This window comes from Roseburia sp. AF25-13LB, assembly GCF_003478915.1.
Classification (GTDB): Bacteria; Bacillota; Clostridia; order Lachnospirales; family Lachnospiraceae; genus Roseburia_C; species Roseburia_C amylophila.
Genome location: NZ_QUFO01000001.1, coordinates 16,515 through 41,364, shown reverse-complemented (window position 1 = coordinate 41,364; position 24,850 = coordinate 16,515). Strand labels below are relative to the sequence as shown.

Annotated in this window: 19 protein-coding genes; 2 read left to right on the top strand and 17 right to left on the bottom strand. The window is 41.2% G+C overall.

What is annotated here, in order from left to right; genetic code table 11:
- Window positions 1-182: 182 nt before the first annotated feature.
- From DWY37_RS00185 to DWY37_RS00175, 3 genes are all read right to left on the bottom strand, one after another.
- A complete protein-coding gene (locus tag DWY37_RS00185) occupies window positions 183-365 on the bottom strand; it encodes a hypothetical protein (protein WP_117841205.1) in 183 nt (60 codons plus the stop codon).
- Window positions 366-383: 18 nt separating this feature from the next.
- Window positions 384-3,308 carry a hypothetical protein gene (locus DWY37_RS15920; protein ID WP_199535636.1) on the bottom strand — a complete coding sequence of 975 codons (2,925 nt, stop codon included), beginning with the start codon at window positions 3,306-3,308 and terminating at the stop codon, window positions 384-386.
- A 166-nt stretch (window positions 3,309-3,474) separates the two neighbouring features.
- Complete coding sequence (locus tag DWY37_RS00175; RefSeq protein WP_118173209.1) at window positions 3,475-4,659, bottom strand: AfsR/SARP family transcriptional regulator; 1,185 nt, start codon at window positions 4,657-4,659, stop codon at window positions 3,475-3,477.
- Window positions 4,660-4,835: 176 nt separating this feature from the next.
- On the opposite strand from DWY37_RS00175, the gene DWY37_RS00170 reads away from it, so the two are divergent.
- Window positions 4,836-5,708 (top strand): PHP domain-containing protein, encoded by an 873-nt coding sequence (locus tag DWY37_RS00170; protein ID WP_118173210.1) that lies wholly within the window; start codon window positions 4,836-4,838, stop codon window positions 5,706-5,708.
- 318 nt (window positions 5,709-6,026) lie between these two features.
- Here the strand turns inward: DWY37_RS00170 and DWY37_RS00165 are convergent, their stop codons facing one another.
- The 4 genes from DWY37_RS00165 to pheA are packed head-to-tail and all read right to left on the bottom strand — an operon-like array spanning window position 6,027 to window position 12,242.
- Window positions 6,027-8,222, bottom strand: coding sequence for an RNA degradosome polyphosphate kinase (locus DWY37_RS00165; RefSeq protein WP_118173211.1), 2,196 nt, complete (start codon window positions 8,220-8,222; stop codon window positions 6,027-6,029).
- 12 nt (window positions 8,223-8,234) lie between these two features.
- On the bottom strand, window positions 8,235-9,764 hold the full coding sequence (locus tag DWY37_RS00160; protein WP_118176952.1) for a Ppx/GppA phosphatase family protein: 1,530 nt from the start codon (window positions 9,762-9,764) through the stop codon (window positions 8,235-8,237).
- A gap of 30 nt (window positions 9,765-9,794) precedes the next feature.
- Window positions 9,795-11,090 (bottom strand): ATP-binding protein, encoded by a 1,296-nt coding sequence (locus DWY37_RS00155; protein WP_117698734.1) that lies wholly within the window; start codon window positions 11,088-11,090, stop codon window positions 9,795-9,797.
- Between the two features lie 21 nt (window positions 11,091-11,111).
- Window positions 11,112-12,242 carry a prephenate dehydratase gene (gene pheA, locus DWY37_RS00150; RefSeq protein WP_118057244.1) on the bottom strand — a complete coding sequence of 377 codons (1,131 nt, stop codon included), beginning with the start codon at window positions 12,240-12,242 and terminating at the stop codon, window positions 11,112-11,114.
- A 466-nt stretch (window positions 12,243-12,708) separates the two neighbouring features.
- On the opposite strand from pheA, the gene DWY37_RS00140 reads away from it, so the two are divergent.
- On the top strand, window positions 12,709-13,728 hold the full coding sequence (locus DWY37_RS00140; protein ID WP_118173213.1) for a DUF5050 domain-containing protein: 1,020 nt from the start codon (window positions 12,709-12,711) through the stop codon (window positions 13,726-13,728).
- Between the two features lie 137 nt (window positions 13,729-13,865).
- On the opposite strand, the gene ilvA is transcribed toward DWY37_RS00140, so the two are convergent.
- The 10 genes from ilvA to DWY37_RS00090 form a co-directional block, all read right to left on the bottom strand.
- Entirely contained in the window at window positions 13,866-15,077 is a 1,212-nt protein-coding gene (gene ilvA, locus DWY37_RS00135) for a threonine ammonia-lyase (RefSeq protein WP_022244090.1), read from the bottom strand.
- Complete coding sequence (gene ftsY, locus DWY37_RS00130) at window positions 15,071-16,042, bottom strand: signal recognition particle-docking protein FtsY (RefSeq protein ID WP_207661133.1); 972 nt, start codon at window positions 16,040-16,042, stop codon at window positions 15,071-15,073. Before ftsY ends, ilvA begins: the two co-directional genes overlap by 7 nt.
- 29 nt (window positions 16,043-16,071) lie before the next feature.
- Complete coding sequence (smc, locus tag DWY37_RS00125; protein WP_118173215.1) at window positions 16,072-19,632, bottom strand: chromosome segregation protein SMC; 3,561 nt, start codon at window positions 19,630-19,632, stop codon at window positions 16,072-16,074.
- A 12-nt stretch (window positions 19,633-19,644) separates the two neighbouring features.
- A complete protein-coding gene (rnc, locus tag DWY37_RS00120) occupies window positions 19,645-20,343 on the bottom strand; it encodes a ribonuclease III (protein WP_022244087.1) in 699 nt (232 codons plus the stop codon).
- A 229-nt stretch (window positions 20,344-20,572) separates the two neighbouring features.
- A complete protein-coding gene (gene acpP / locus DWY37_RS00115) occupies window positions 20,573-20,803 on the bottom strand; it encodes an acyl carrier protein (protein WP_022244086.1) in 231 nt (76 codons plus the stop codon).
- A 13-nt stretch (window positions 20,804-20,816) separates the two neighbouring features.
- On the bottom strand, window positions 20,817-21,836 hold the full coding sequence (gene plsX, locus DWY37_RS00110; protein ID WP_022244085.1) for a phosphate acyltransferase PlsX: 1,020 nt from the start codon (window positions 21,834-21,836) through the stop codon (window positions 20,817-20,819).
- Window positions 21,837-21,917: 81 nt separating this feature from the next.
- A complete protein-coding gene (locus DWY37_RS00105; RefSeq protein WP_022244084.1) occupies window positions 21,918-22,571 on the bottom strand; it encodes a YesL family protein in 654 nt (217 codons plus the stop codon).
- 116 nt (window positions 22,572-22,687) lie between these two features.
- Window positions 22,688-22,867 (bottom strand): 50S ribosomal protein L32, encoded by a 180-nt coding sequence (rpmF, locus tag DWY37_RS00100; protein ID WP_022244083.1) that lies wholly within the window; start codon window positions 22,865-22,867, stop codon window positions 22,688-22,690.
- 4 nt (window positions 22,868-22,871) lie between these two features.
- Window positions 22,872-23,396 carry a YceD family protein gene (locus tag DWY37_RS00095; protein WP_197420842.1) on the bottom strand — a complete coding sequence of 175 codons (525 nt, stop codon included), beginning with the start codon at window positions 23,394-23,396 and terminating at the stop codon, window positions 22,872-22,874.
- 71 nt (window positions 23,397-23,467) lie between these two features.
- Window positions 23,468-24,658, bottom strand: coding sequence for an acetate kinase (locus DWY37_RS00090; protein ID WP_022244081.1), 1,191 nt, complete (start codon window positions 24,656-24,658; stop codon window positions 23,468-23,470).
- Window positions 24,659-24,850 lie beyond the last annotated feature (192 nt).

Sequence of the window (24,850 nt, the reverse complement as noted above, 5' to 3'; positions counted from 1 at the left end):
CCTAATCTCCCTTTTCTTCTTTGCAATTATCATTGTATTATTTAATTAATACAATAACTCAATTTTAAAATAATGTCAAGTGAAAGCTTTCTTCAAATGGCTGGCAACTAAAAACAGCAGGACGACAAAATGTATTTTCATTTTCTATCGTCCTGCCTGCAATACTTATTTATATTATTTTTTTAAGCTCTTGCTGCTTTGCTATCACGCTTTTTATTCTGGATAACCATACATGCTACTGCAGCTGCGGTAACAGCCAGTGCCAGAATTCCCATTGGAAGATCTTTCTCACAGTCTCTCAAGAAAAACAGCACTGCCATAGCAATTACATATATAACAGCAATGATTCCATCTACTATTTTCATACTTTCTGCCTCCTGCCTTTATGCATTTCTCTTCTGACGAAGTACTGCCCTTACTACATTATATCCTGCAAATACAATCGTAAGAATCATCATAATCCAATGGATGATACAGTTATCTTCTCCCGCCGGATTTGCTGCCAGAGGAACTGCTTCATCTTCTAATGCAGTTACTTCCTGTTTTGCATTATCGTCCGTTACATTCGCCAGCGGAACCTCTTCATCTTCTAATACCACCGGTTCTTCTGCATCCTGTGGCTGTTGTGCTGCCTGCTGCTGTCTGACTGGTGTCTGTGCCACCTGGGTCTGTGTAACCGGAGTCTGTGCCTGGATTACCGGTGTCTGTGCTGCTGTCTCCGGCTGTGTATTGTTATCTGCCGGAGTTACTGCTGTTTCTGATGATGCTGGCTGGGCTGGATTTGCCGGCTGTGCCGGCTGGGTTGATTCGGCTGGCTGGGTTGGTTCGGTTGGCTCGGTCGGCTCAGTCGGTTCGGTTGGCTCAGTCGGTTCGATTGGCTCAGTCGGCTGGGTTGGTTCGGTTGGTCCAGTCGGTCCAACTGGCTCGGTCGGCTCAGTTCCTTTCTCCTTTTCATCAAAAGAAGCATACACTACGGTACTATCATTTAAATCTGCAACATTTACTTTACTGCCATCTTCTAAAGTCCAGCCGGTAAATTCATAGGTTGTTGTCTCTGTCTCTGCCTTTACAGGATCTGTTACAGAAACTTCCGTTCCCTTTACTTCACGTACTTCCTGATATGCATTTCCGTCTACCATAAAAGTAACGGTATAACTGTTATCAACAATTTCTCCATCAATATGCCAGGAATTCGGATTAATCATCCGGTACCATTCGACGCGGTAGAATCTTGCATCATCCCCTGCAATGCCACTGTTTGCTGCATATGCATCTAAAACAGATGCAAGTGTTACCGGCATCTTTCCATCATAATTCTTTTCTGCATCAAAAGAGGCTGGTGCAGTAAAACCAGACATATCCGTTGTCACTTTCAGCTGATTTAAAGAAACTGCTGCTCTTCCTATATAGTCATAATTTGCTGTTGCATCACCAACTGTTCCTTCCGGACGGACAGTTCCTGCTTTCCGGATGTAGAACTCTGCCTTCTGTGTAAATGTATCTGCTACTTTTACATATACGTTATAACCCTCTGTATTGCGGAAAAGTTTTGTATATGTTGTCACTACACCTGCATTTTCATCCTCTAAGATGAATCCATGGATTACGCTTTCCTCTGTGGTTGCATAATCTGCTGCTTCTTCTAATACAGCCGGGTCTAAAATACAGTTTCCACTTAACAGCAGCAGTTTTCCATTTCCATATTTGGCATATACTTTTGCACGAATCTTACTGATTCCAAAGCTTACATTTACAGTTCCACTATAGTTACCGGTAAAGGTTACGGTTGCCAGCGCAGTTCCCTCTTCTACATTATCTTTGTAATTACCAACAGTATAATCGGTTCCTGCTGTTAATACTTTTCCATTATAAGTTACAGTTACATCTTCCTCACTGAGTGTTACTGCTTTTCCGGTATAATATTTTTCCTTTGCAGTTGCAATCACGCTGTCATTTTCCACTTCTTTCGGAAGAATGGTATAGGTTGTATTTACCGTTCCTTTATAGTTACCGATTCCGGTAATTGCTGCTGATGTCTCTCCTGCATTTGGATTACTTCCACTGTATATTACAGTATAATCTTTTCCTTCTACTAATGTTTTGTCTCCATCCTTTACCACAACTGCAACTGTGCTTCCGGTATACTCAGTATCCTTTGCAGTTACCATTTCATTCGTCAACGTTTTCTGCCGGATAGTAAAGGTTGCTTCATTACTGTCTGCGGATTCAAATTTCTTTGCACTGGCTGTTGCAATTACCGTATAAGTTCCTGCATCCACCGGTGCTTTGCTTAATTTATTTCCTGCCTCATCAAAATAAGTATACGTGATGGAAATGCTTGGATTCTTCTCAATTCCCCAGCTGTATGCATTCGCATCACAGCTTAAGTTTTTCTCATCATTACTGCCATTATATTCAAAATCACTGGCTGTAAGATTTGCATACAATGCTTTTAAATAGGTTCTTACCGGTACAATAAATACCGTCTCTTTATAGTTCTCTGCTGCATTTCCTTCCGGCACAAATACTACATGATGGTCTACATCTTCAAAGATTGCAGTTCCAGTAGTATTAAACCACAGTGTCTCATCCGGGCTCTGCCACTCAAAATGGCCTTCCAGTTCCTGGTTCTCATCATTGACCGCTACTGCCATTCCGCCATTCAGATGGGACTCTCTCAGTTTTCCGGACATATGATTGATTGTTGCAGATGGTTTTTCCTTAATTACTGCCTCTGCCTTATTTACAGTTACCGTATAAGTCCTGCTTCCTGCCTCATATACATCTGTTGCCGGTGTTGTAATCGTATAAGTATAAGTTCCTGCATTTAAAATCTCTTTGTCACAGGTTCCAACAATACCACTCTTTGGACCATCCTTTACAAAGTTCTTTGCATTCAGTGTCTGGACTTTTCCGTTATAAGTCAGATTTGAAATGCTCTCTTCAAATACCGGAGTTCTCTTACTGATTTTAATGGTATATTTTTCTGTTTTCCATTGAAAGAGATAATTCTTATACTTGCACTTCAAGGTAACTGTTCCTGTCTTATCCGCAGTTACAGATACCTCTTTCTTATTTGTATTTTTTAATGTTACCTTATCTTTTCCACTGGTAACACTCCATTTGGTTTCGTAAGCAATCCATGCAGAACACTCGATTTTCTTCGTATCCTGCAGCTGCATCTTAATTGTACCATCCTTTTCGGCAGCTTTTACTGTCATCCCGGTTATTCCGGATAAGGACAATACCATCAATGCTGCCATTACAAAAGCTGTAATTCTTTTTCCCAACATTTTGGCTACTCTCATGTTTTTTCTCCTTTTATTCATTTTATCCATTTCCTGTTAATTTATGAATTGTATAACCAATCATAGCCTACTCTGTGTTATAAAAAGCGTTATATTTTTCTATTTTTTCTTTATTCTTCCGAATTGTACTTAAATCTTCCTGTTTGTATTGTATTTCTCCTCGTATCTACTCGTCTGTTCCATTCACCAATACTTTATGATATTTCACATATTTCTTTCCAGCCGTCCGTTCCATGTTGTCATTGATTCTTTCTATCACAAGTCCGCAATTTTCTTCTTCAATACCTATTAAAAGTATCAGATACTGGTTTGTGCTGTATCTGGTATACAGGTCACCGCTGCGCAGGGAGTTTTTCAATGCCTGCTCCAGTTCTGCCCGGATGTATTCGAAATGAACACCGCCTTCTGAAGCATACCCCTTCCCATCGGTAATGGTACTCATAAGAAGCCACGCACTCTTTCCCGTACGCTGCAAAACCCGTTTTGCAAAGCGGTAATTTTCAATGAAAACAGGATACGAACAGTAAAATGCTCCTTCCTCTCTCTCTTCTTCCAGCTTCTCCTGTATTGCCTGAATATGAGTGGCATCATCCTCCGTAACACAGCTGCTGATTCGTTTTAATTGTTCCAGCATAGACTTTGAAGGCTCACTGCCAAGCTCTGCCAGCAGCATTTCTTCTGTCTTATGATATAATGCCACCGCCTCTTTGGAACGCTTCATGGCAATCAATGCCTCCATCTGGTATACCTGCCAGTCATCCAGTGGATAAAGTACCGCTGCTTTTTCTGCTATCTCATATAATTTCTGATACTCCTGCTCATCCCGGTAAATTCCGCACAGTCTCTTTACACAGGACATATATAATTTCCGGTATTTCGTTGCCCAGAAAATTACCCATTCTGATGCTCCCAGTGCCGGCAAAAATTCTCCACGGTACAGCCTGACTGCTTCCTCTAATTCTGTTTTTCCAAAATCTTCCGCCTGTTTCAATGCATGCTCTGCCTTCTCTTCAAAAGAAATGCAATCACAATGATACGGAATTTCCGGCGTCCAGCAATAAACTCCCTTTCGGCTTATAATATAATCGCTCTCCGGCAGTCCCTGCTCCTTAAGCAGTTTCCGCACCCGGAAAAGAATTGCCCGGAAACTGTTGGATGGGTTTGCAACCTCCTCATTTTCCCAAAGTCTTCCCACCAGTTCTTCCCTTGTTACCCCTTCTGTACCCGCATGCAGAATGATCTGAAGCAGCCGGTTCGTCTTTGTCGTTGATTTCCGGTCTATGATAAAGGAATGATTTCCATATTGCATTCGAAATGTTCCAAGCATACTTACTTCTAAATTTTTTTTCATGCTTCCTGCCCCCTGCAGATTATTTTTCCTAATTGCAGTATATAGGACTTTGTTTTTATACGCAAAAGATTTTTCTCATTTCTTCCGGATTGTCAAAACGAAAGATTACTCTTATAATCATATTCATAAAAAATTCTAAAAAATAATTATTTCGAGCTGTTAGAAAGGATTATACCATGGAAACAGGATTTATTGATTTACATGTACATTCAACCTGCTCTGACGGAACTTTTACTCCATCTGAGCTGGTTCATGAAGCCATACGTCATTCGATATGTGCCTTTGCCCTTACTGACCACGACTGTATCGATGGTATTAAAGAAGCACAGGAAGAAACCTTGCGTCTTAACTCCCCGGATGCACCGGAAGTCATTGCCGGTGTTGAACTCTCTTGTGAACTGGATGACCGTGAAATCCATATGGTCGGGCTATATATTAACCCGGACGATAAAGTATTTAATGATAAATTAAATGCATTCCGTTCTTCCCGCACAGACCGCAACCGCCTGATGGTTGATAAACTGCAGCAGGAGGCACACCTTGCCATTGATTATGACAGTCTTATCAGAGAATTTCCGGATGCAGTCATTACAAGGGCACATATTGCAAGATACCTTGTAAATCATGGTCTTGCCAAAGATATGAATACAGTATTCAGTAAATATATCGGGGATGACTGTCCTTATTATGTAGACCGTCCTAAAATCTCTCCGCAGGAAGGTATTTCCCTGATTCATCATGCCGGTGGTCTTTCCATTTTAGCCCATCCGGTACTCTATCGCATGAATGCAGACCGATTGGACACTCTGGTTCAGACACTGGTAGAAGAAAGCCATTTAGATGGTATTGAAGCCGTCTATTCCAGCTACCAGCTTGGTGATGAACGAAACATTAAGAAGCTTGCGCAAAAATATCATCTGCTTATTTCCGGTGGCTCTGACTTCCACGGAAGTAACAAACCTTATATTTCCATGGGAAACGGAACGAGACATATGCCGATTCCTTATTATATTTTATCAGATATTAAAAATGCGCTGCATTGCAGATAGCTTACTACTCATGTACACCAAGAGGGACTGTCATTTTACAATTTCTGTAAAACAACAGTCCCTCTTTATAGATACTTTCTATTTTTTGTCTTTCACCTCGTCTAATGCATTTCGAAAGATTCGTTCAAATTCATTTTCGGAACATTTTTTCCGGCTGGATTCATCCGAATACCCTCTATTCTGCTGTCTTTCCTGCTCGTGAACGAGCAAAACAACCGGAACCTTAAAATAACCGTCATATCCGTATGCGACAATCCCCTCCCTGGAGCTTTATTTCAATGGTTTCACATTATATATCGGCAAAAGTGTCTGATTTCTTTAGTCCTCTACCGGTTCTGCCGGAATAAAAATACGGTCTTTTACCACATCTGCAGGCTTTGGTGCTGCTTCTTCTGCTTCCCTGCAGAACTGCAGCTGTGAATTCACCAGTACCTTTCCACGTTTGTCAACCTTTTCATAGGTGCCATCCTTCTGAAGGAGATGTGCTTTCGTATTATCTGCCAGTTCCACATCCAGAATATGCATTACTTTATGCTTTAACTCTTCATTTTCTACAGGGAAAATAATCTCTACACGGCGGTCTAAGTTACGCGGCATCCAGTCAGCACTTCCCATGTAAATTTCATCCTGTCCATCATTATAGAAATAGAAAATTCTGCTGTGCTCCAAGAAATTTCCTACAATGGAACGCACTCTGATATTTTCACTGATCTTTGGAATGCCTACCTTCAGGCAGCAGATTCCACGTACAACCAGATCAATCTGCACTCCCGCTGCTGATGCTTCATACAAAGCTGCAATAATATCACGGTCACAAAGAGAATTCATCTTGGCAACAATTTTGGCTGTCTTTCCCGCCCTGGCGTATTTTGTTTCACGCTCAATTAATTTCAAGAAACGCTTCCGCAGCCAGATTGGTGCTACCACCAGCCGGTTCCAGGACAGCGGTTCAGAATAACCGGATAACATATTAAATACTGCTGTTGCATCTTCTCCGATTGCTTCCGAACAGGTAAAGATACCACAGTCTGTGTACAGCTTTGCAGTGGAATCGTTATAGTTTCCGGTTCCAAGATGTACATAACGGCAGATGCCTTCTTCTTCTCTTCTTACGACCAGTGCAATCTTGCTGTGGGTCTTTAAACCCACCAGACCATAGATGACATGGCAGCCTGCTTTCTCTAATTTTTTTGCCCAGACAATGTTATTTTCCTCATCGAAACGGGCTTTTAATTCTACCAGAACAGATACCTGTTTGCCATTTTCTGCTGCCTGTGCCAGTGATGCAATAATCGGCGAATTGCCGCTGACACGGTAAAGTGTCTGTTTGATTGCCAGTACATCCGGATCTTTGGCTGCCTGACGGATAAATTCGACTACCGGATCAAAGGTCTGGTATGGATGATGCAGTAAAATATCACCCCTTTTTATCGCATCAAAGATACTCTCTCCCTGCTGGATCTGCGGCACCGGCTGTGGAGTATATGGTTTGTAACGTAAATCATCACAGCCTTCCAGTCCATACATCTTCATCAGGTAAGTCAAATCAATCGGTCCATTGATTTTAAAGATATCATCCTCTGACTCTACCCGAAGTTCATCCTTTAAAAATGCCAGCAGACGCTTATCAATGCCATATTCCACTTCCAGCCGGATAACTTCGCCCCACTGCCGTTTCTTTAAGGATTTTTCAATTTCTTTCAGTAAATCCTCTGCTTCGTCCTCATCAAAGGAAAGGTCCGCATTACGCATAATACGATACGGATAAGCACAGACCACTTTATGGCCTAAGAACAATTTGGAAATATTCTTCTCAATAATCTGCTCCAACAGGATAAAGGATTTCTCGCCTTCCTTTACGGATGGAATCGGAATCAGCCTTGGTAATACAGATGGCACCTGAACGGTTGCATATTCATAAATGGATCCGCCCTTCTTCCCCTCTGCCTTAAGCTTCTTCTCTTCTGCTTTGCCAAGGAGGTCATCCTTCTTCGGATTTTCTTCCAGTAAAGCTACAATGTTTAATGTCTTATTGCGAATCAACGGAAATGGTCTGGATGCATCCACTGCCATCGGTGTCAGTACCGGATATATATTTTCTTCAAAATAACGGTCTACATATTCTGCCTGAAAATTCTCCAAATCTTCATAGGCATCTACAATATAGATTCCTCTTGCATTCAATAGCGGAATCAGGGAACGGTTATAAGTAGAATACTGCAGTTCTACCAGTTCCCTGGTATCATGATTAATGGCTGCTAACTGTTCAGACGCTGTCATACCGGCAATATCTGTTTTCTTATAGCCCGCATGTACCATATCCTTTAAAGAAGCCACACGTACCATGAAAAATTCGTCCAGATTTGAAGAAGTAATGCTGACAAATTTTAACCGCTCCAGCAGCGGAATGGATTTGTCTCTTGCTTCATTCAATACTCTGCCATTAAATTTAATCCAGCTCAACTCACGGTTTTCATAATATTCCGGATTCGTATATTCTTTTAATTTTTCCATTCGCATACTCTCCTAACTATAGACCTTTTTCACTTTAATCACCGGTTTCATACTGAATACTTCTTCAAAGAAGGACGCCTTGGACTCAAACAGTCCCTTTTCCAAAGTCACATCATCTTCCGTCTCTATGGTAATAATCAGATTTCTTCCGGAAACAGATGTCTTTACATTCTTAAATTTCTGTTTGTGGCTTCTATCCATGGCATTTGCCACCTTAAGGATGGCTGCAAGCTTGGCTACAGTAAGATAACTGTCATGGTCCATCTTATCTGCCAGTCTGTCATAGCTGTCTATCGGTAGTGTATTATAAAGTACCGTAGACGCCACAATTTCACGCTCCAGATGAGTCAATCCAATAATTTCCGAAGAAATAATAATGTCATAGGAGCACTGCGGTCCATTAACCAGACTGACAAATTTACCACAGTCATGGAGAATGGCTGCCGTCCTTAGTATCAGCCGCTCTCTGTTTCCCAATCCATGAATCTTCTTCATGGCATCAAATATCTGGACTGCCATCTGCTCTAATGCTTCAAGATGTGGCTGATAGCCGAAATATCTTTTGGACATACATTCCGCCGCAGATATTACATCTTCTTCGAAATCATGTGTTGCTTTCACCATATTATGCCGCTGTGCATAATCATATGCTATACCATCATTTACATTCACACCCGGAACAACAACATTCTGCGCATTTAATGCAGCAACTAACTGCCGGTAGATAACCAGTGCCGGAATCAGCAATGCATCACTCTCGTTGGTGATTCCTAATTCTCTTGCAATCTGTCCTGTATTCTTGGCTCTCAGCTTCTCCGTATAACGATAGAACTTGTCCGCATCTACCATACATTTGCCATTTTCTTTACTGATTTTCGGCATAAATGCAGAGATATAATCTCCCATAAAAATGACATAACGGATGCCATCCTTTGGCAGATAAAGAGCTTTAAAGACCTCTAACTCCTTATCTACGACCTCCTGAATCTGCTGCTCATAATTGCCACTTTGCATGCCAAGATCAAAGAGTTTCTCCTGCACGCGCATAATTCCAATCAGAAGATGCTGTGTGGTAACTACCTTTCCTTTTACAAAAAGTGTTATCTGCATACTGCCGCCACCTACATCAACTACTGCTGCATTCTGACTGGTCATATCCTCAAAATTCTTCTGGGATGCCACCGTCTTATAACTGATAAAACGATGTTCCGAATTGCTCAGCACTTTCACATTAAGTCCGGTCCGAATCCGTATCTGGTCTAAAATAAATGCTTCGTTCTGTGCATCCCGGATGACAAGACCTGAATATGCTTCATACTCATCCGTCCGGTACATCTCCATAATCCCCACGAATTCTTTCAGCACCTGACACGATTCATCCGCTGTCTCATATCCGACATATCCCTGGGAATAAACATCCCTTCCCAATTCTATTCTATGGCGGACATGGTCAATTTCCCGGATTCCTCTCTTAATGGAAAGCTCAAACACTTTCATGCTGATTTCATAAGACCCGATATAAATTGCTGCAAAAGTCTTCATCCGTGCTCCTCCTCCTGTGTAAATCTTCTGTTACACTTCCTGTCCTAACATATAATTGATAAACTGCTGTGCGGTTCTTCCGGAAAGTCCACCATGACTTAACTCCCATTTGTTGGCTTCTGCTAAAAGCTCTTCTGCCGGAAGATGTACTCCCTGCTTTTCTGCCAGTTCTACTACAATCTGCTGGAATTCTTTCTTGGTCGGTGCTCCAAAGTAAATAGATACACCAAAACGATATACCAGTGAAAGTTTTTCCTGTACGGTATCAGAAGTATGCATATCTTCACGCACTTCCTCTTTATCTGAAAAGTTCTCACGAATCAGATGTCTACGGTTTGAGGTTGCATAAATCAGCACATTGTCCGGTTTCTTCTCCAGCCCACCTTCAATTACAGCTTTCAAATATTTGTATTCAATTTCAAATTCCTCAAAAGATAAATCATCCATATATATAATAAATTTATAATTACGGTTCTTTATCATGGAAATAACAGTGTTCAAATCTTTAAACTGATGCTTATAAACTTCAATCAGGCGAAGTCCCTGCTCATAATACTGATTGGCAATTGCCTTTATGCTGGTTGATTTACCGGTACCTGCATCACCAAACAACAGACAGTTATTGGCACTCTTTCCCTTTACAAAAGCTTCTGTATTATCCACCAGCTTCTTCTTGGCAATTTCATAGCCTACCAGGTCATCGAGTTTCACATGAGCGATTCTGGTAATCGGTGCCAGTTCTACAACACCATTGGTATTCTGGATACGGAATGCCTTATGTAAGCCTAGATTTCCCACACCAAATCTTGCATAGAATCCGGTTACGCTGTCCTGAAATGCATTGGTATCCTTTGCTCCTGCCAATTCTACAGCCAGTTCACAGATGCAGTCACGGATACGTTTGTTAAATACGCTTCCATTATCATCCGGTCCCTTGAAATTCTGAAGCACATCCATATCATCAATTTCCAGAGTCTTTGCCACTTCATTTAAGTTATAATCAAACATTTCTTTTAAAATAGCAAAATCATGGGCTGCAATCGCATTGATACTTCCGTTTACTGCTCCTTTCATTTCGCAGGCGGTACTGTAGGCATTTTCATTATTTACCATAATAAACGCAAGAAAACAGTGCCACAGATTTCCTTCAAAACCGTGGCTCACTGCCAGTTCAATCAGTTGGTTCAAACATCTATAATACAATTCTACTATATCAGACCGATTGTAAAATTCACTATCATAGTTTTCCAAAATCCATGTAAAATTATAAAATAATTCTCCATTTTCAAAGTTCTTATATAAAATTAATTCTCCTGAATGTTTCATCTTAATGTCTTACCTGTCTTTCTAATAATTTCCAAGAATTTTAAAGTTTTCAGCTTCTTCTTTGATTCCATGCAATGCATTCTTTACTGCACTCTCATTTAAATTTCCTTCAAAGTCAATAAAGAAACGATATTCCCAGTTCCGCTCTCCTAATGGTCTTGATTCTATCTTATTCATGTTCAAATCATTAAAAATAAAATGGGATAACATATGATAAAGAGATCCACTTTCATGCGGAATTTCAAAGCAGATACTGATTTTTCCGGCATTCTTTAAGAATATCTTACGGCCGGTTACAATGACAAACTTTGTACAGTTATTGCTGTTATCCTGGATATGCTCGTCCAATATATCAAGCCTGTAAATATCGGCAGTAAGACGGCTGGCAATGGCTGCCTGTCTTAGGAGACCATCTTCTTTTACTTTTTTTGCTGCCATGGCAGTATTCTTAAAGCTGTGTTTTTCCCAGTTCCGATGCTCGTCCAAATATCTGCCACACTGCATCAGTGCCTGCGGATGGGAATATACCTGTTCAATATCAGATAGCTTTGAGCCTTTCGTTCCGAGCAGGCAGTGGTCTATTGGAATAATCTGTTCTCCCACGATACAATTATCATATTCTACCAGCAAATCATAATTTTCTGACACAATTCCGGCAGAAGAATTCTCAATCGGAAGCACTGCATAATCTGCTTCTCCTTTTGCGATTGCTTCCATGGCATCCCGCCAGGTCTGCACATGATAACTGTTTGTGGTATCATGGAAAAACTGCTGCATTGCCATCTGGCTGTATGCGCCCTCTTCTCCCTGATATACGATTCTTATATTTTTATCCGGAAGTGCCGCTGCCTCTTCAAATGGTATCGGCTCCATAATGCCTTTTTCTGCCAGCTTCTGATACTGCCTTTTTCTGCTCATGCTCATCAGATGTTCAAAAAGCTCTCTTGTTCCACGCTTTAAAAACGGGTCATCTACCATGGAAGTTACCTTTTCTAACTTTTCTTCTTCCCTTGCCTTATCAAAGACTTTTTTCCCGGTAGAAAGCTTATAATCTGCCACCTGTTCGGTCAGTGCCATACGTTTTTCATACAGTGACACCAGCTCTTTGTCCACGCTGTCAATTTCTGCTCTTATCTCTTTTAAATCTTTCATTGTTATCTTTCACCTTATTATTTTTTTCTATCATATACCATTCCCATTTCGGTTGCAAGTTTCCCGAAAGAAAGTTATAATTTTTATCGTAAGAATTGTGGAATTTGGAAATGTTATAGGAAAGTTCTTTCCGTTGCTTTGACTGGATAGCGACTTTGTCCGGCTGCAGCGGATACATCCTTTCGTCTGCAAGGGGCACTAAGAATTTCCATTTTATATCACATAGTTGTGGCAACCGGCGCAAATTCACATCCATGTTCAACTTGCGCCTCGCTGGCACATCCTGTGCCAGCGTTGCCAGTTATTAATGAAATTCCAAGTGCCCCTAACAGACTACAGAAATTGCATCCGCAATCAGCCGGACAAAGCTGCCATTCTGTCAAATATCGGAAAGAAAAACATCCTCCTGTCGTATTTCCAAATTTCACAATCGTCTGATTACATATAACATCAAAGGAGGATTCTTATGAAAAACAAACGAAAAAAACAGCTCTTTATCACGATTGCAATTATTCTTATTCTGATTACAGTGTTTTGTCTGATTCATTTTCTCAACCGCACAAAAATGAATTCCGGTTATGTCAATGGAAATTCTGCCGGTAATCTTTATAACGGTGGACTTTTCTGTGAAAGCAACGGCACTGTTTTCTTCAGTAATCCTTCCGACAACCACCGACTCTATTCCATGAATCCTGATGGTTCTGATATGAAGAAGCTTTCCGATGATACCGTCTCTTATATCAATGCAGATGATCACTATGTTTACTATGTCCGAAACAACAAGAGTGAGGATACTAATTTCTCTTTTCTGAATTTTGGAACTAACAGCTTATGCCGTATCAACCGTGATGGAGGCAGGGTTACCATTTTAGATGACGACCCAAGTCTTTATGCCGGACTGTACGGAAATTATATTTACTATATCCACTATGACAAAGAAACGGCTTCTACCCTGTATCGGATAAAAATCGACGGAACAGAAAAAGAACAGGTTTCTAAGTTTCCTTATAAGACCTGCTCCTCTAATGGACAGTATATGTACTTTAATGGCGAAAACGATTCCCACTCTCTCCTGCAGCTTGATACTGCTGACAACTCTGTTGCTACACTCTATAGCTGCACCTGTTATGAACCGACTGTAATTAATGACACGGCTTATTACATGGATGGAGACAACGATTATGGACTAAGCACTTATTCCTTAAGCAGCGGTACTGCCAACCTTATCATTCCATCCAGAATTGACTGCTACAACGTCACCGGGGATTATATCTATTATCAAAAAAATGGAGAGGGTGCCGGTATCTACCGCTGTCTCACCGACGGAAGCAATGAGGAATTACTGATATCCGGTAATTATACCGCATTACATACCACCTCACAGTACCTTTACTTCTATGAATACGGCAATGACTCTGTCTGTTATCAGATGCCACTTAGCGGAACCGGAAATGATATCGGTGTATTTACGCCGGAGAAATTATAATCTACCATTCCAAAAGCCGCATCAGAGCTGAAGTTTTTCTTCCTCTCCAATGCGGCTTTTTCTATTTTATTACAAACTATACTTTTTTCTTCTGTCTGCAAAGAAATTGAAAAATATCCTTTTCCAATAAACGTCCCTTACAGGCTGGTACGAACCTGTTTTGGTTTATAGCCTTCTTTTTCCAAAGCATTGATAATCTGCTGTTTATGCTCCGGTCCAAAGCACTCTAATGTAATGCGAAGTTCAACTGCCGCGGTACGGTTGGTTGTTACAAACTGGTTATGCTCCAGCTTGATAACATTTCCCTGCTCTCTTGCGATGATTCCGGACACTTTACAAAGCTCACCCGGCTTATCCGGAAGCAGTACAGATACAGTAAAGATTCTGTCGCGGAAAATAAGTCCCTGCTGAACAACGGAAGACATGGTAATGACATCCATGTTTCCACCGCTCAGGATGGATACGACCCGTTTGTCTTTCACATTCAGATGCTTTAATGCGGCAACGGTAAGTAAACCGGAGTTCTCTACCACCATCTTATGGTTTTCTACCATATCAAGGAAAGATACGACCAGCTCATCATCACTTACGGTGATGATATCGTCTAAGTTCTTCTGAATATATGGGAAGATTTTTTCTCCCGGAGTCTTTACTGCGGTACCATCTGCAATGGTATTTACTGCCGGAAGTGTTGTAACCTTACCCTCCTTAAAGGAAGCCTGCATACAATTTGCTCCAGCCGGTTCTACACCAATCACTTTAATCTTTGGATTCAGTAATTTGGCAAGAGTGGAAACACCGGTTGCCAGTCCGCCTCCTCCGATTGGAACTAAAATATACTCAACCAGCGGAAGTTCTTTAAAGATTTCCATGGCAATGGTTCCCTGACCGGTTGCAACCGTCAAATCATCAAAAGGATGGATAAAGGTATATCCATGTTTCTCAGCCAGTTCATAAGCATGTGCACATGCTTCATCATAAACATCTCCATAAAGTACTACATCAGCACCATAGCTCTTGGTACGGTTTACTTTAATCAGTGGTGTTGTGGTTGGCATAACGATGGTTGCTTTACAGCCATAGCATTTTGCTGCATAGGCAACACCCTGGGCATGGTTTCCTGCGGAAGCGGTAATCAGTCCCCTCTCTCTTTCTTCTTCGGATAAAGTGCTGATTTTATAATAGGCACCACGTACCTTATATGCTCCGGTAAACTGCATATTTTCTGGTTTCAGATATACTTTGTTACCGGTCTGCTCACTCAAATAATTGCTGTAAATTAATTTGGTCTCCAAAGTTACTTCTTTTACTTTTTCACTTGCTTCTTCAAACTTATCTAATGTTAACATTCTGCCTCTCCTTCTTCTACCGAATCTTCCTTTACATCAAACAATGCATTTACAAACTGCCCGGAATCAAATTTCTGTAAATCATCTATGGTTTCACCGACACCGATATATTTTACAGGAATGCCAAGCTCTGACTGAATGGCAACTGCGATACCACCTTTTGCGGTTCCATCCATTTTCGTTAAAATAATTCCGGTAATGTCTGCCACCTCTGCAAACTGTCTTGCCTGTGCCAGTGCATTCTGTCCGGTTGTGGCATCCAATACTACCAAGGTCTCGCGGTATGCATCGGAATACTCTTTTTCCAGAATACGGTTGATTTTGCGAAGTTCTTCCATCAGGTTTTTCTTGTTATGAAGCCGTCCGGCAGTATCACACAAAAGAACATCTGCCTTTCTTGCTTTCGCAGCTGCTACTGCATCGTATACCACAGAGCCCGGGTCAGCACCCTCCTGGCCGCCAATCATGTCTACTCCGGCACGGTTCGCCCATTCCTTTAACTGGTCTCCTGCCGCTGCACGGAAGGTATCTGCCGCAGCTAAAACCACGCGTTTACCCTGACTCTTTAATTTACCTGCCAGCTTGCCAACAGAGGTTGTCTTTCCGACTCCGTTTACACCAATGACTAAAACGACAGATTTTTCTTCCTCGAAGCGGTATGCAGTCTCGCCTACATCCATCTGCTCTTTGATACTCTGAATCAGAAGCTCTTTACAGTCTGCCGGCTCTTTGATTTTTTCTTCTTTGACACGTTCCTTTAACTTGTCCAAAATTGCCTCTGTGGCATGTACACCAAGGTCTCCCATAATCAGAATCTCTTCGATTTCTTCATAGAAATCATCATCAATATGTGAAAATCCATGAAATACAGAATCAATACCGGATACAATGTTATCTCTTGTCTTGGTTAATCCTGATACAAGGCGGGCAAAAAAGCCTTTTTTCTCTTTCTTTTCTTCTTCCATCTTGTCACTTCTTTCTCTGTTCATTTCTCTTATTTATCTAAATCTTCTTCAATCAGATTTACACTTACCAGTGTGGATACACCCTTCTCCTGCATGGTAATTCCGTACAGGCGGTCGGCTGCTGCCATGGTTCCTCTTCGGTGCGTAATGATAATAAACTGCGTATTCTTCGTTAATTTATGCAGATATTTTGCAAAACGTCCTACGTTAGAATCATCTAACGCTGCCTCAATCTCGTCTAAAAGACAGAATGGGGATGGCTTTAAGTTCTGAATTGCAAATAACAGTGCAATGGCTGTCAACGATTTCTCTCCACCGGACAACTGCATCATGTTCTGCAGCTTCTTTCCAGGTGGCTGCGCAATAATACGGATGCCGCACTCTAAGATGTCCTCATCCTCGACTAACTCTAAGGTTCCTTTACCACCACCAAAGAGATCCTTAAATGCCTTGTCAAATTCATGCTGGATTTCCGCAAACTTCTCGGTAAACTGCTTGCGCATTCCGGTATCCAGATCTTCAATGATACCCACCAGCGTCTGCTCTGCTTCTACTAAATCATCATGCTGCGTCTTTAAAAACGTATAACGTTCACTGATTTCTTTATATTCTTCAATGGCATTGACATTGACATCACCCAATTTTCGGATATCATCCTTGATACCGTAAATCTGTTTCTTAAGTTCCGGCAAATCCTGATATTCTTCATTGCGAAGCAGCAATGCGTTATGCGGAGTCAGCTCATATTCCTCCCACATATAATTGGTCTGGTATTCACCTGCCTCTTCTAACTTCTCTCTCTGGCTGTTCAGTCGGAAAATCTCTTTGTCAAGATTTGCAATCCGCTTGGAAATCTCTTCTCTTCGTTCAAAGAATCCCTTATACTCTGCTGACATCTGTTCTTTTGCAGCAATGCTCTCAGAAAGCTTCTGATTCAATGCCGCATAATTCTCATCGGATGCAAGAATGGTCTTTCGGATGACTTCAATGTCTGCCTCATGACGTTTTGCATCTTCTTTGGATTCTGCTGACTGATTCTTCAAAGACTCCTGATTCTTGTATACACGCTCTAATTCTTCTTCCACACGTTCTAAGTTTTCCTGTATGAATTCCTGTTTCTGTGTGAATCCGGCTTCCTCTAACTGCACCTTGGAAACAGCTTCAGTTGCAGCCTCTTCCAGTTTCATCTGTTCTTCTAAAATTACCCGGAACTGCTCTGCCTGGGCTTTGATTTCTTCTTCCCGTACTTCTGCTTCTTTGATTTCCTCTTCCGTACGTTCCTTGCCCTTCTTAATATCCGTCAACTGTTCTTCAATATCCTGGCTCTCATTCTTTAAGCCTTCAAATACGCTCTCGCTTTCATTCTTCTGCTGCAAGGTACGGTCTACATTCATCCTGGCTGTATTCTGCTGTAAATACTGTTCCTGTAAATCAGTCCGTACCTTTTCCATATCCTGCATGGCAAGTTCCTGTGCAGTGCGGATTTCTTCGCTCCGCTCCTTGCAGGATGCAATGGTTTTCTTCAGTTCTTCCAGTCTCTTCGTCAAATCGTCAATTTCGCGTTTTCTTCCCAGAAGATTACCGGTATTCTTAAAGGCACCACCGGCAATGGAACCACCCGGGCTTAAATACTCACCCTCCAAGGTTACCATATGTAAAGAATAATGGCTCTTCTTCGCCAGTGCCAACGCATGGTCAATGGAGTCCATAACAAAGACTCTTCCAAGAAGATAGGACATTACACCGTCAAATTTTGCATCATGTTTTACCAGCGTATCTGCCTTTCCGATTACACCTTCTTCTTTTAAGAATACATCCTGCTTGCTGTTATCCTTACCGGTAACACTGGTCAGCGGCAGGAATGTGGCACGTCCCAGACGATTCTGTTTCAGATAAGCAATCATTTTCTTTGCTGTCTGCTCGTCTTTCGTAACAATGTTCTGGATGTTTCCACTGAGTGCAACTTCAATGGCTGTCTCATACTTCTTGTCCACCTGAATAAGGTCTGCCACAACGCCGAGGATTCCGCCTTCCTTATCCTTCTGCTCCATTACCTTACGGATACTGTTTCCATAGCCTTCATAACGCTCTGCAATATTTTTTAAGGTCTCAAGACGGGATTCTCCCTTATTATAATCAATAGTTGCTTTTTCTAAGGCACTCCGGTTCTCTGCTGTTTTCTTACGCCAGCTTTGAATTAAGTCTGCGGTCTCTTTTTCTTTTGCCTTTAATGCTTCAATCTCACGATTTACTTCTGCTAATTTGTCCTGATATTCTGACAATACACTCTGCAAATCTGCTTCTTCGCTTTTACGCTTTAAAAGACGCTGATTCAACTGGGCTTTGCGGATATTTACCTGCTCTGCCATGGTATCGAATTTCTGTAATTTTGCTTTTGTGGAAGCTTTATTATTCAGAATCTCAATAATCTCATTCTTGCCTTCTTCGATGCCCTGTGTACAGCGGGCAATTTCCTTCTGAATCTTTTCTAACTCATCAGAAGCTGCCTGCTTGCGTGCTTCAATCTCTGCTACCTGGCTGTCAATTTCCTGCTTCTGTGCAAGATAATGCTCCTGCTGTTCTTTTCTTTCTTTCCGGTCACTTTCTAACTGCTCCAAACGTGCTTTTAAGCTGTCATCTGTCATCTGTGCAGCCTTAATCTGCTCATTTAATACATTAATCTGACCTTCCAGTTTTCCCTTCATGACATTGGTATTGCTGAGTTCTTCGCGGATTTCTGTGATTTTCGCATCCATTTCTTCCATGTCCTGCTCTTTTTTCTCATACTCCGCTTTGATATTCTCGTATGCCTCGTTGTCTTCTTTTAACTGGGTATCTGCAATTTTAAACTTTTCTTCTACTTCTTTGGTCTGGGTCTCAATCCGCTCCATCTCTAAAAGGAACATGTTAACATCCAAGGTCTTTAACTCTTCCTTTTTCTTAAGATAGATTCTTGCGGTCTCTGACTGTTTCTCCAACGGTCCTACCTGACGCTCCAACTCTGTCAAAATGTCATTGACACGTACCAGGTTCTCCCTCTCACTTTCTAATTTCTTCTGGGCGGTTACTTTTCTTCTCTTATATTTTACAATTCCTGCCGCTTCATCGAAAAGTTCTCTTCTTTCCTCCGGCTTACCGCTTAAGATTCGCTCAATCTGACCCTGTCCGATAATAGAATAACCTTCTTTACCGATACCGGTATCATAAAAAAGCTCGCTTACATCCTTCAGACGGCATGGATTGCCATTGATAAGATATTCACTTTCTCCGGAACGGTATACTCTTCGGGCTACCGTTACTTCTGAATAATCTACCGCAAGCTGATGGTCTGCATTGTCTAATGTAATCGCAACATATGCATAACTTAATGGCTTACGATTCTCTGTTCCCGCAAAAATAACATCCTGCATACTTGCGCCACGAAGCTGCTTGGCACTCTGTTCTCCCAATACCCAGCGCACTGCGTCCGCAACATTACTTTTTCCACTACCGTTTGGCCCCACAATGCCTGTGATTCCGTTGTGAAAATCAAATACAATTTTATTTGCAAATGATTTAAAACCGTGAATTTCAATACTTTTGAGATACATAACTTCCTCCGTTTAAGAGCGCTTATTCTCCTGCTGTTTCAGCTTAAGCAGCGCCTGATATGCAGCTTCCTGTTCTGCTGCTTTCTTTGTATGTCCCATTCCCTCTCCAATGGACTTTTCTCCGATTCTGGCTTCTACCACAAACCGCTTATCATGATCCGGTCCTTCTTCCCGAATCAACTGATAATTCAGTTCTTCATTATATCCTGCCTGTACTATCTCCTGCAGGATAGTCTTGCTATCATAAAAGAGCTGTTTGTGCTCAATGTCTGTCAGAATGTATTTTAACACAAACTCTTTTGCATTAGCAAAACCACCATCCAGAAAAATTGCTCCTATTACTGCTTCCAATGCATCCGAAAGAATGGATTTCCGATTTCTTCCTCCTGTTAAATCCTCTCCTTTTCCCAGATACAGATATTTTCCCAAATCAATTGCTCTGGTACAAAATGCCAGTGTCGGCTCACACACAAGGCTTGCCCGGAGCTTGGTCAGTTCACCTTCCGAATAATCCGGGTACTTCTGGTATAAGAATTCACTGGATGTAACCTCAAGCACTGCATCGCCTAAGAATTCCAGCCGCTCATTATCTGAGTGCTTCTTCATATGTCTTTCATTGGCATAGGAACTATGGGTTAATGCCTGTCTTAATAATCCCTGATTGTTGAAATGATATCCTATCACTTCTTCAAATTCATGTAATCTGCTCACTGTTTTCTCCTTCTAACTGTCGTTGCTGCCCGCAAACTACGGGAAACACGCTTTGCAAGCCGCCTGCGGCGGTCGCTTGCGACATCTACCTTATACGCCGCAGTGTGCATCCTCGCGGAGCGTTTTTTACTTTACAGGAAAGAAATTTCCTGTAAAGCAAAAAAGAATCCGGCATGCCGGACTCTTTCGCACAATATGCTTCCTTTGAAGAATACTATCTATTCTGCTTTTAGTTCAGCGCACTCTTTATCTGCTCTACCGCATCGCCTACAGTAACAATTTTCTCTGCTTCTTCATTTGGAATCTCAATATCAAATTCTTCCTCCAGACCCATGATAATCTGGAAAACATCCAATGAATCTGCGCCAAGGTCATCTACAAAAGTAGTTTCCATACTAATCTCTTCTTCGTCCACATTCAGGACTTCTGCAATAATTTTTTTCAGTTTTTCAAATTCCATAATCTTTTCCTTTCTATTCTTCTGTTTCAGAAATTACTATATTTTTTTTGATTTTATTATTGATATCCTGTTCTTTAAATGTAACACACTGAATGATGGAATTCTTTACTTCCTTCGCCTTGGAGCTTCCATGTGTTTTAACCACCAGTCCATTCAGTCCAAGCAATGGTGCCCCGCCATACTGGGATGCATCGAAAGATTTTAATGTCTTCTTCAGTGCCGGCAATGCCAATGCTGCACCAATCTTACTCTTTAGGCTGCTGAGCATTCCCTGCTTTACTACACCAATCAGCGTACTGGAAAGTCCTTCATAAAGTTTAAGGATTACATTTCCTACAAACGCTTCACAGACAATGACATCTGCTCCGCCATGTGGTATCTCTCTTGCTTCAATACTTCCCACAAAATTGATATCCTTGCATTCTTTTAATAAAGGATATGTTTCCTTTACCAGTGCATTTCCTTTTTCTTCTTCTGCTCCGATATTTACGATTGCAACTCTCGGGTTCTTGATTCCCACAACATTTTCCATATAAATGGAACCCATCCTGGCAAACTGTACCAGATGTGAAGAACGGGCATCTACATTTGCTCCACAATCAATGAGCAGGGATACTCCTGTCTCGGTTGGAATCAGCGGTGCCAAAGGCGGACGCTCGATACCACGGATTCTTCCTACAATCACCTGTCCACCAACTAATACGGCTCCGGAACTTCCTGCCGATACAAATGCATCTGCTTCCTTCTGTTTTACCATATTCATTCCCACAACAATTGATGAATCCTTTTTCTTACGAATTGCATTTACCGGATGTTCCGCAGTCTCAATTACTTCTGTTGCATTCTTAATTTCAATCTGGTCTTTCTCATAGGTATACTTTTTCAATTCTTCAGCAATAACCTCCTGCTGTCCAACCAGTACAACCTGTATATCTCTGCGTGTATTTACTGCCTCGATGGCACCTTTTACAATTTCGCCCGGCGCGTTGTCGCCTCCCATTGCATCAACTGCCACTCTAATGACTTCCTGCATATACATTCCTCCTGTAAATCTGCCATCACATTAAGCCTATATTGAAATATACTATAACTTTCCATAGAAATCAACAGAAAACTAATTGAAATATTCCCGGTTCCGTTCCTCTTCTTTGGCAATGTCCTCCTCTGACATATAACGCAGGAAAATCTTCTCCATAATTCCATTCTGAATTGCAATAAATGCCGCCGGTGCAAAAATTAATAAAAATGGAATCAGATATACTAAAAATGCAATTACCAGCAAAATCACCAGCATAAGAATGGTCTTTGGCAGATGTGCAAATGACATCAGTGCTGCATTCTTTACAATTGCTTTATTGGTATTTTCAAAACGGGCAATGTTCGGATATACATATAACCAGATTGCAATCTCAAATACCAGCATAACAACGAAAATCACAAAAGCCTTGCCCCACGCTGCTCCGGCTTTCATAAACTGGAACATGATAAACCAGTCTGCTCCCATAACAAGACCAATCAGTAAGAAAATCAGCCAGATTACGGTTGCCTGTTTAAAATTAGAACGGAAGGATGACCAGAACTCTTTCCAGATATATCCTCTGCCATGGCGGATTACTTTATTCACTGCATAATAAAGTGCAGTGCAGGATGCTCCAATGGTAAAAACCGGAATACATGCCATGAACCAGATTAAACTCAGGCAGAATATGTTAATCACTTTATCAAATGCACTAAAGAGCTTATTATTATAATTAAAAATATTGCTCATACCTTCTCCTTTTCTATGAATAGGCATTCGCAAAACCTGAATTGTTCTGCAAATGCCTATCTTTTTCATAAAGTAAAAAGGGAGTGTTTTTGCAAACACTCCCGGTCACTTCTTAATTAGTCCTGAGGAATAATTTCTTTCTTGTTGTATGAACCGCAGTTCTTACATACTCTGTGAGGCATCATCAAAGCGCCGCACTTACTGCATTTTACTAAACTTGGAGCAGTCATTTTCCAGTTTGCTCTTCTTTTATCTCTTCTTCCTTTGGAAGATTTGTTCTTTGGACAAATTGACATCTGGTTACACCTCCTTAAATTTATTGAAAATATCTTGAATTGCTGCCATTCTCGGGTCCAGCTCAGATTTCTCGCAGTCACAAGTCTTGACATTCAGATTCGTACCGCATTTCTTACAAATCCCCTTGCAATCCTCTCTGCACAGAACCTTCATTGGCCAGTTCACCAAGATTTCATCATAGACCATTTTATCAATATCAAGCTGAAATCCTTTCATGTAGTCTGCCTCATCCATCTCTTCTTCCGAAGCATCCGCATCTTCCAATGGGAACTTCTTATCGAATACAAGGTGGAAATCTGTTGGAACTTCTTCCAAGCAGCGGTCACATGGTATTGCTATCCTTACGTCCGTTTCTCCGTGAATCAGTAAATCCTTATTCTCTTCATTAACGATACGCAGCTCGAATGGCTTTTTCTCTATGAACGGAAACACACCTAACTTTGAATCAAAGGATGTCAATTCAATTACAGCCTCTTTCGTAAGCTCTTTATTTTCACATGAACATACATCGGTTAAATCTAATATCACGTTTGTCTCCTTTTCACACCTAAACAATTATACATAGCACTATAGCTTTTGTCAACAATATTTTTCCTTTTTTAGCCTACCAAAGCTACGGTTTCTCTTGCGATTGCAAGTTCCTCGTTGGTCGGGATAATGCATACGGTTACTTTGGAATCCGGAGTAGAAATAATCTTATCCTCTCCACGAACCATATTTGCTTCCTTATCCATGGTAATTCCAAGATATCCGAAGTATGCAAGAATCTTCTCACGGATGAAAGATGTATTCTCACCAATTCCTGCGGTAAATGCAATGGCATCTACTCCGTTCATTGCAGCCACATAAGCACCGATATATTTTGCTACACGGTAAGCAAATACTTCACATGCTGCAATTGCTCTTGGATTTCCTTCATGATAAGCAGCCTCGAGGTCACGGAAATCACTGGATACACCGGAAAGTCCCTCTACACCGGATTTCTTATTTAATACATCCATAATTCCGTCGATGTCAAGGTTTTCTTTCTTTGCAATGAATTCCATGATTGCCGGGTCAATGTCACCGGAACGTGTTCCCATTACAAGTCCCTCTAATGGAGTAAGTCCCATAGAGGTATCTACACATTTACCATCTAATACAGCACTGATGGATGCTCCATTTCCAAGGTGGGCAACAATCAGTCTGGAATTGTTATAATCAAGATTTAAGAACTCAGCCAGACGTTTGGATACGAAGCTGTGGCTTGTTCCGTGGAAACCGTAACGTCTTACCTTGTATTTCTCATAATATTCATATGGCAGACCATAAAGATAAGCCTTCTGCGGCATGGTCTGATGGAAAGCGGTATCAAACACACCTACCATTGGTACACCAGGCATAAGTTCCTGACATACACGAATACCAATTAAGTTTGCAGGGTTATGAAGTGGTGCAAGCTCATTACACTCTTCCACTTTTGCTAATACCTCTTCATTTAATACAACAGACTGGGCAAATTTCTCACCACCATGTACGACACGATGTCCTACTGCATCAATTTCAGAAAGACTCTTTACCGCACCTGTCTTTGGGTTTACCAGTGCATCCAGTACCATCTGGATACCTTCTTTATGGGTCGGCATTGGCGCTTCTGTTATCTCTTTATCATGGCCAGCAAGCTGGTATACTAATCTTCCATCAATTCCGATTCTTTCACAAAGTCCTTTAGCCAGTACAGCTTCTGTATCTGAATTAATAAGCTGATACTTCAAAGAAGAACTTCCACAGTTAATAACTAATACGTTCATCTGTTTTCTCCTCACTGCTATTTTTTTACGGTTCATTGTTACAAATCCGCATATGTATGTTTAGTATACGCCTATTTTAAATGGTGTTCAAGTACAGTGTCTGAAAAAATGCAAAGAAAAATATTTTTTTCGAAATTCTTCTTATGAATACTTTCCATAAGTAATTTGCCAAAAATATGGGAATAATGCTAT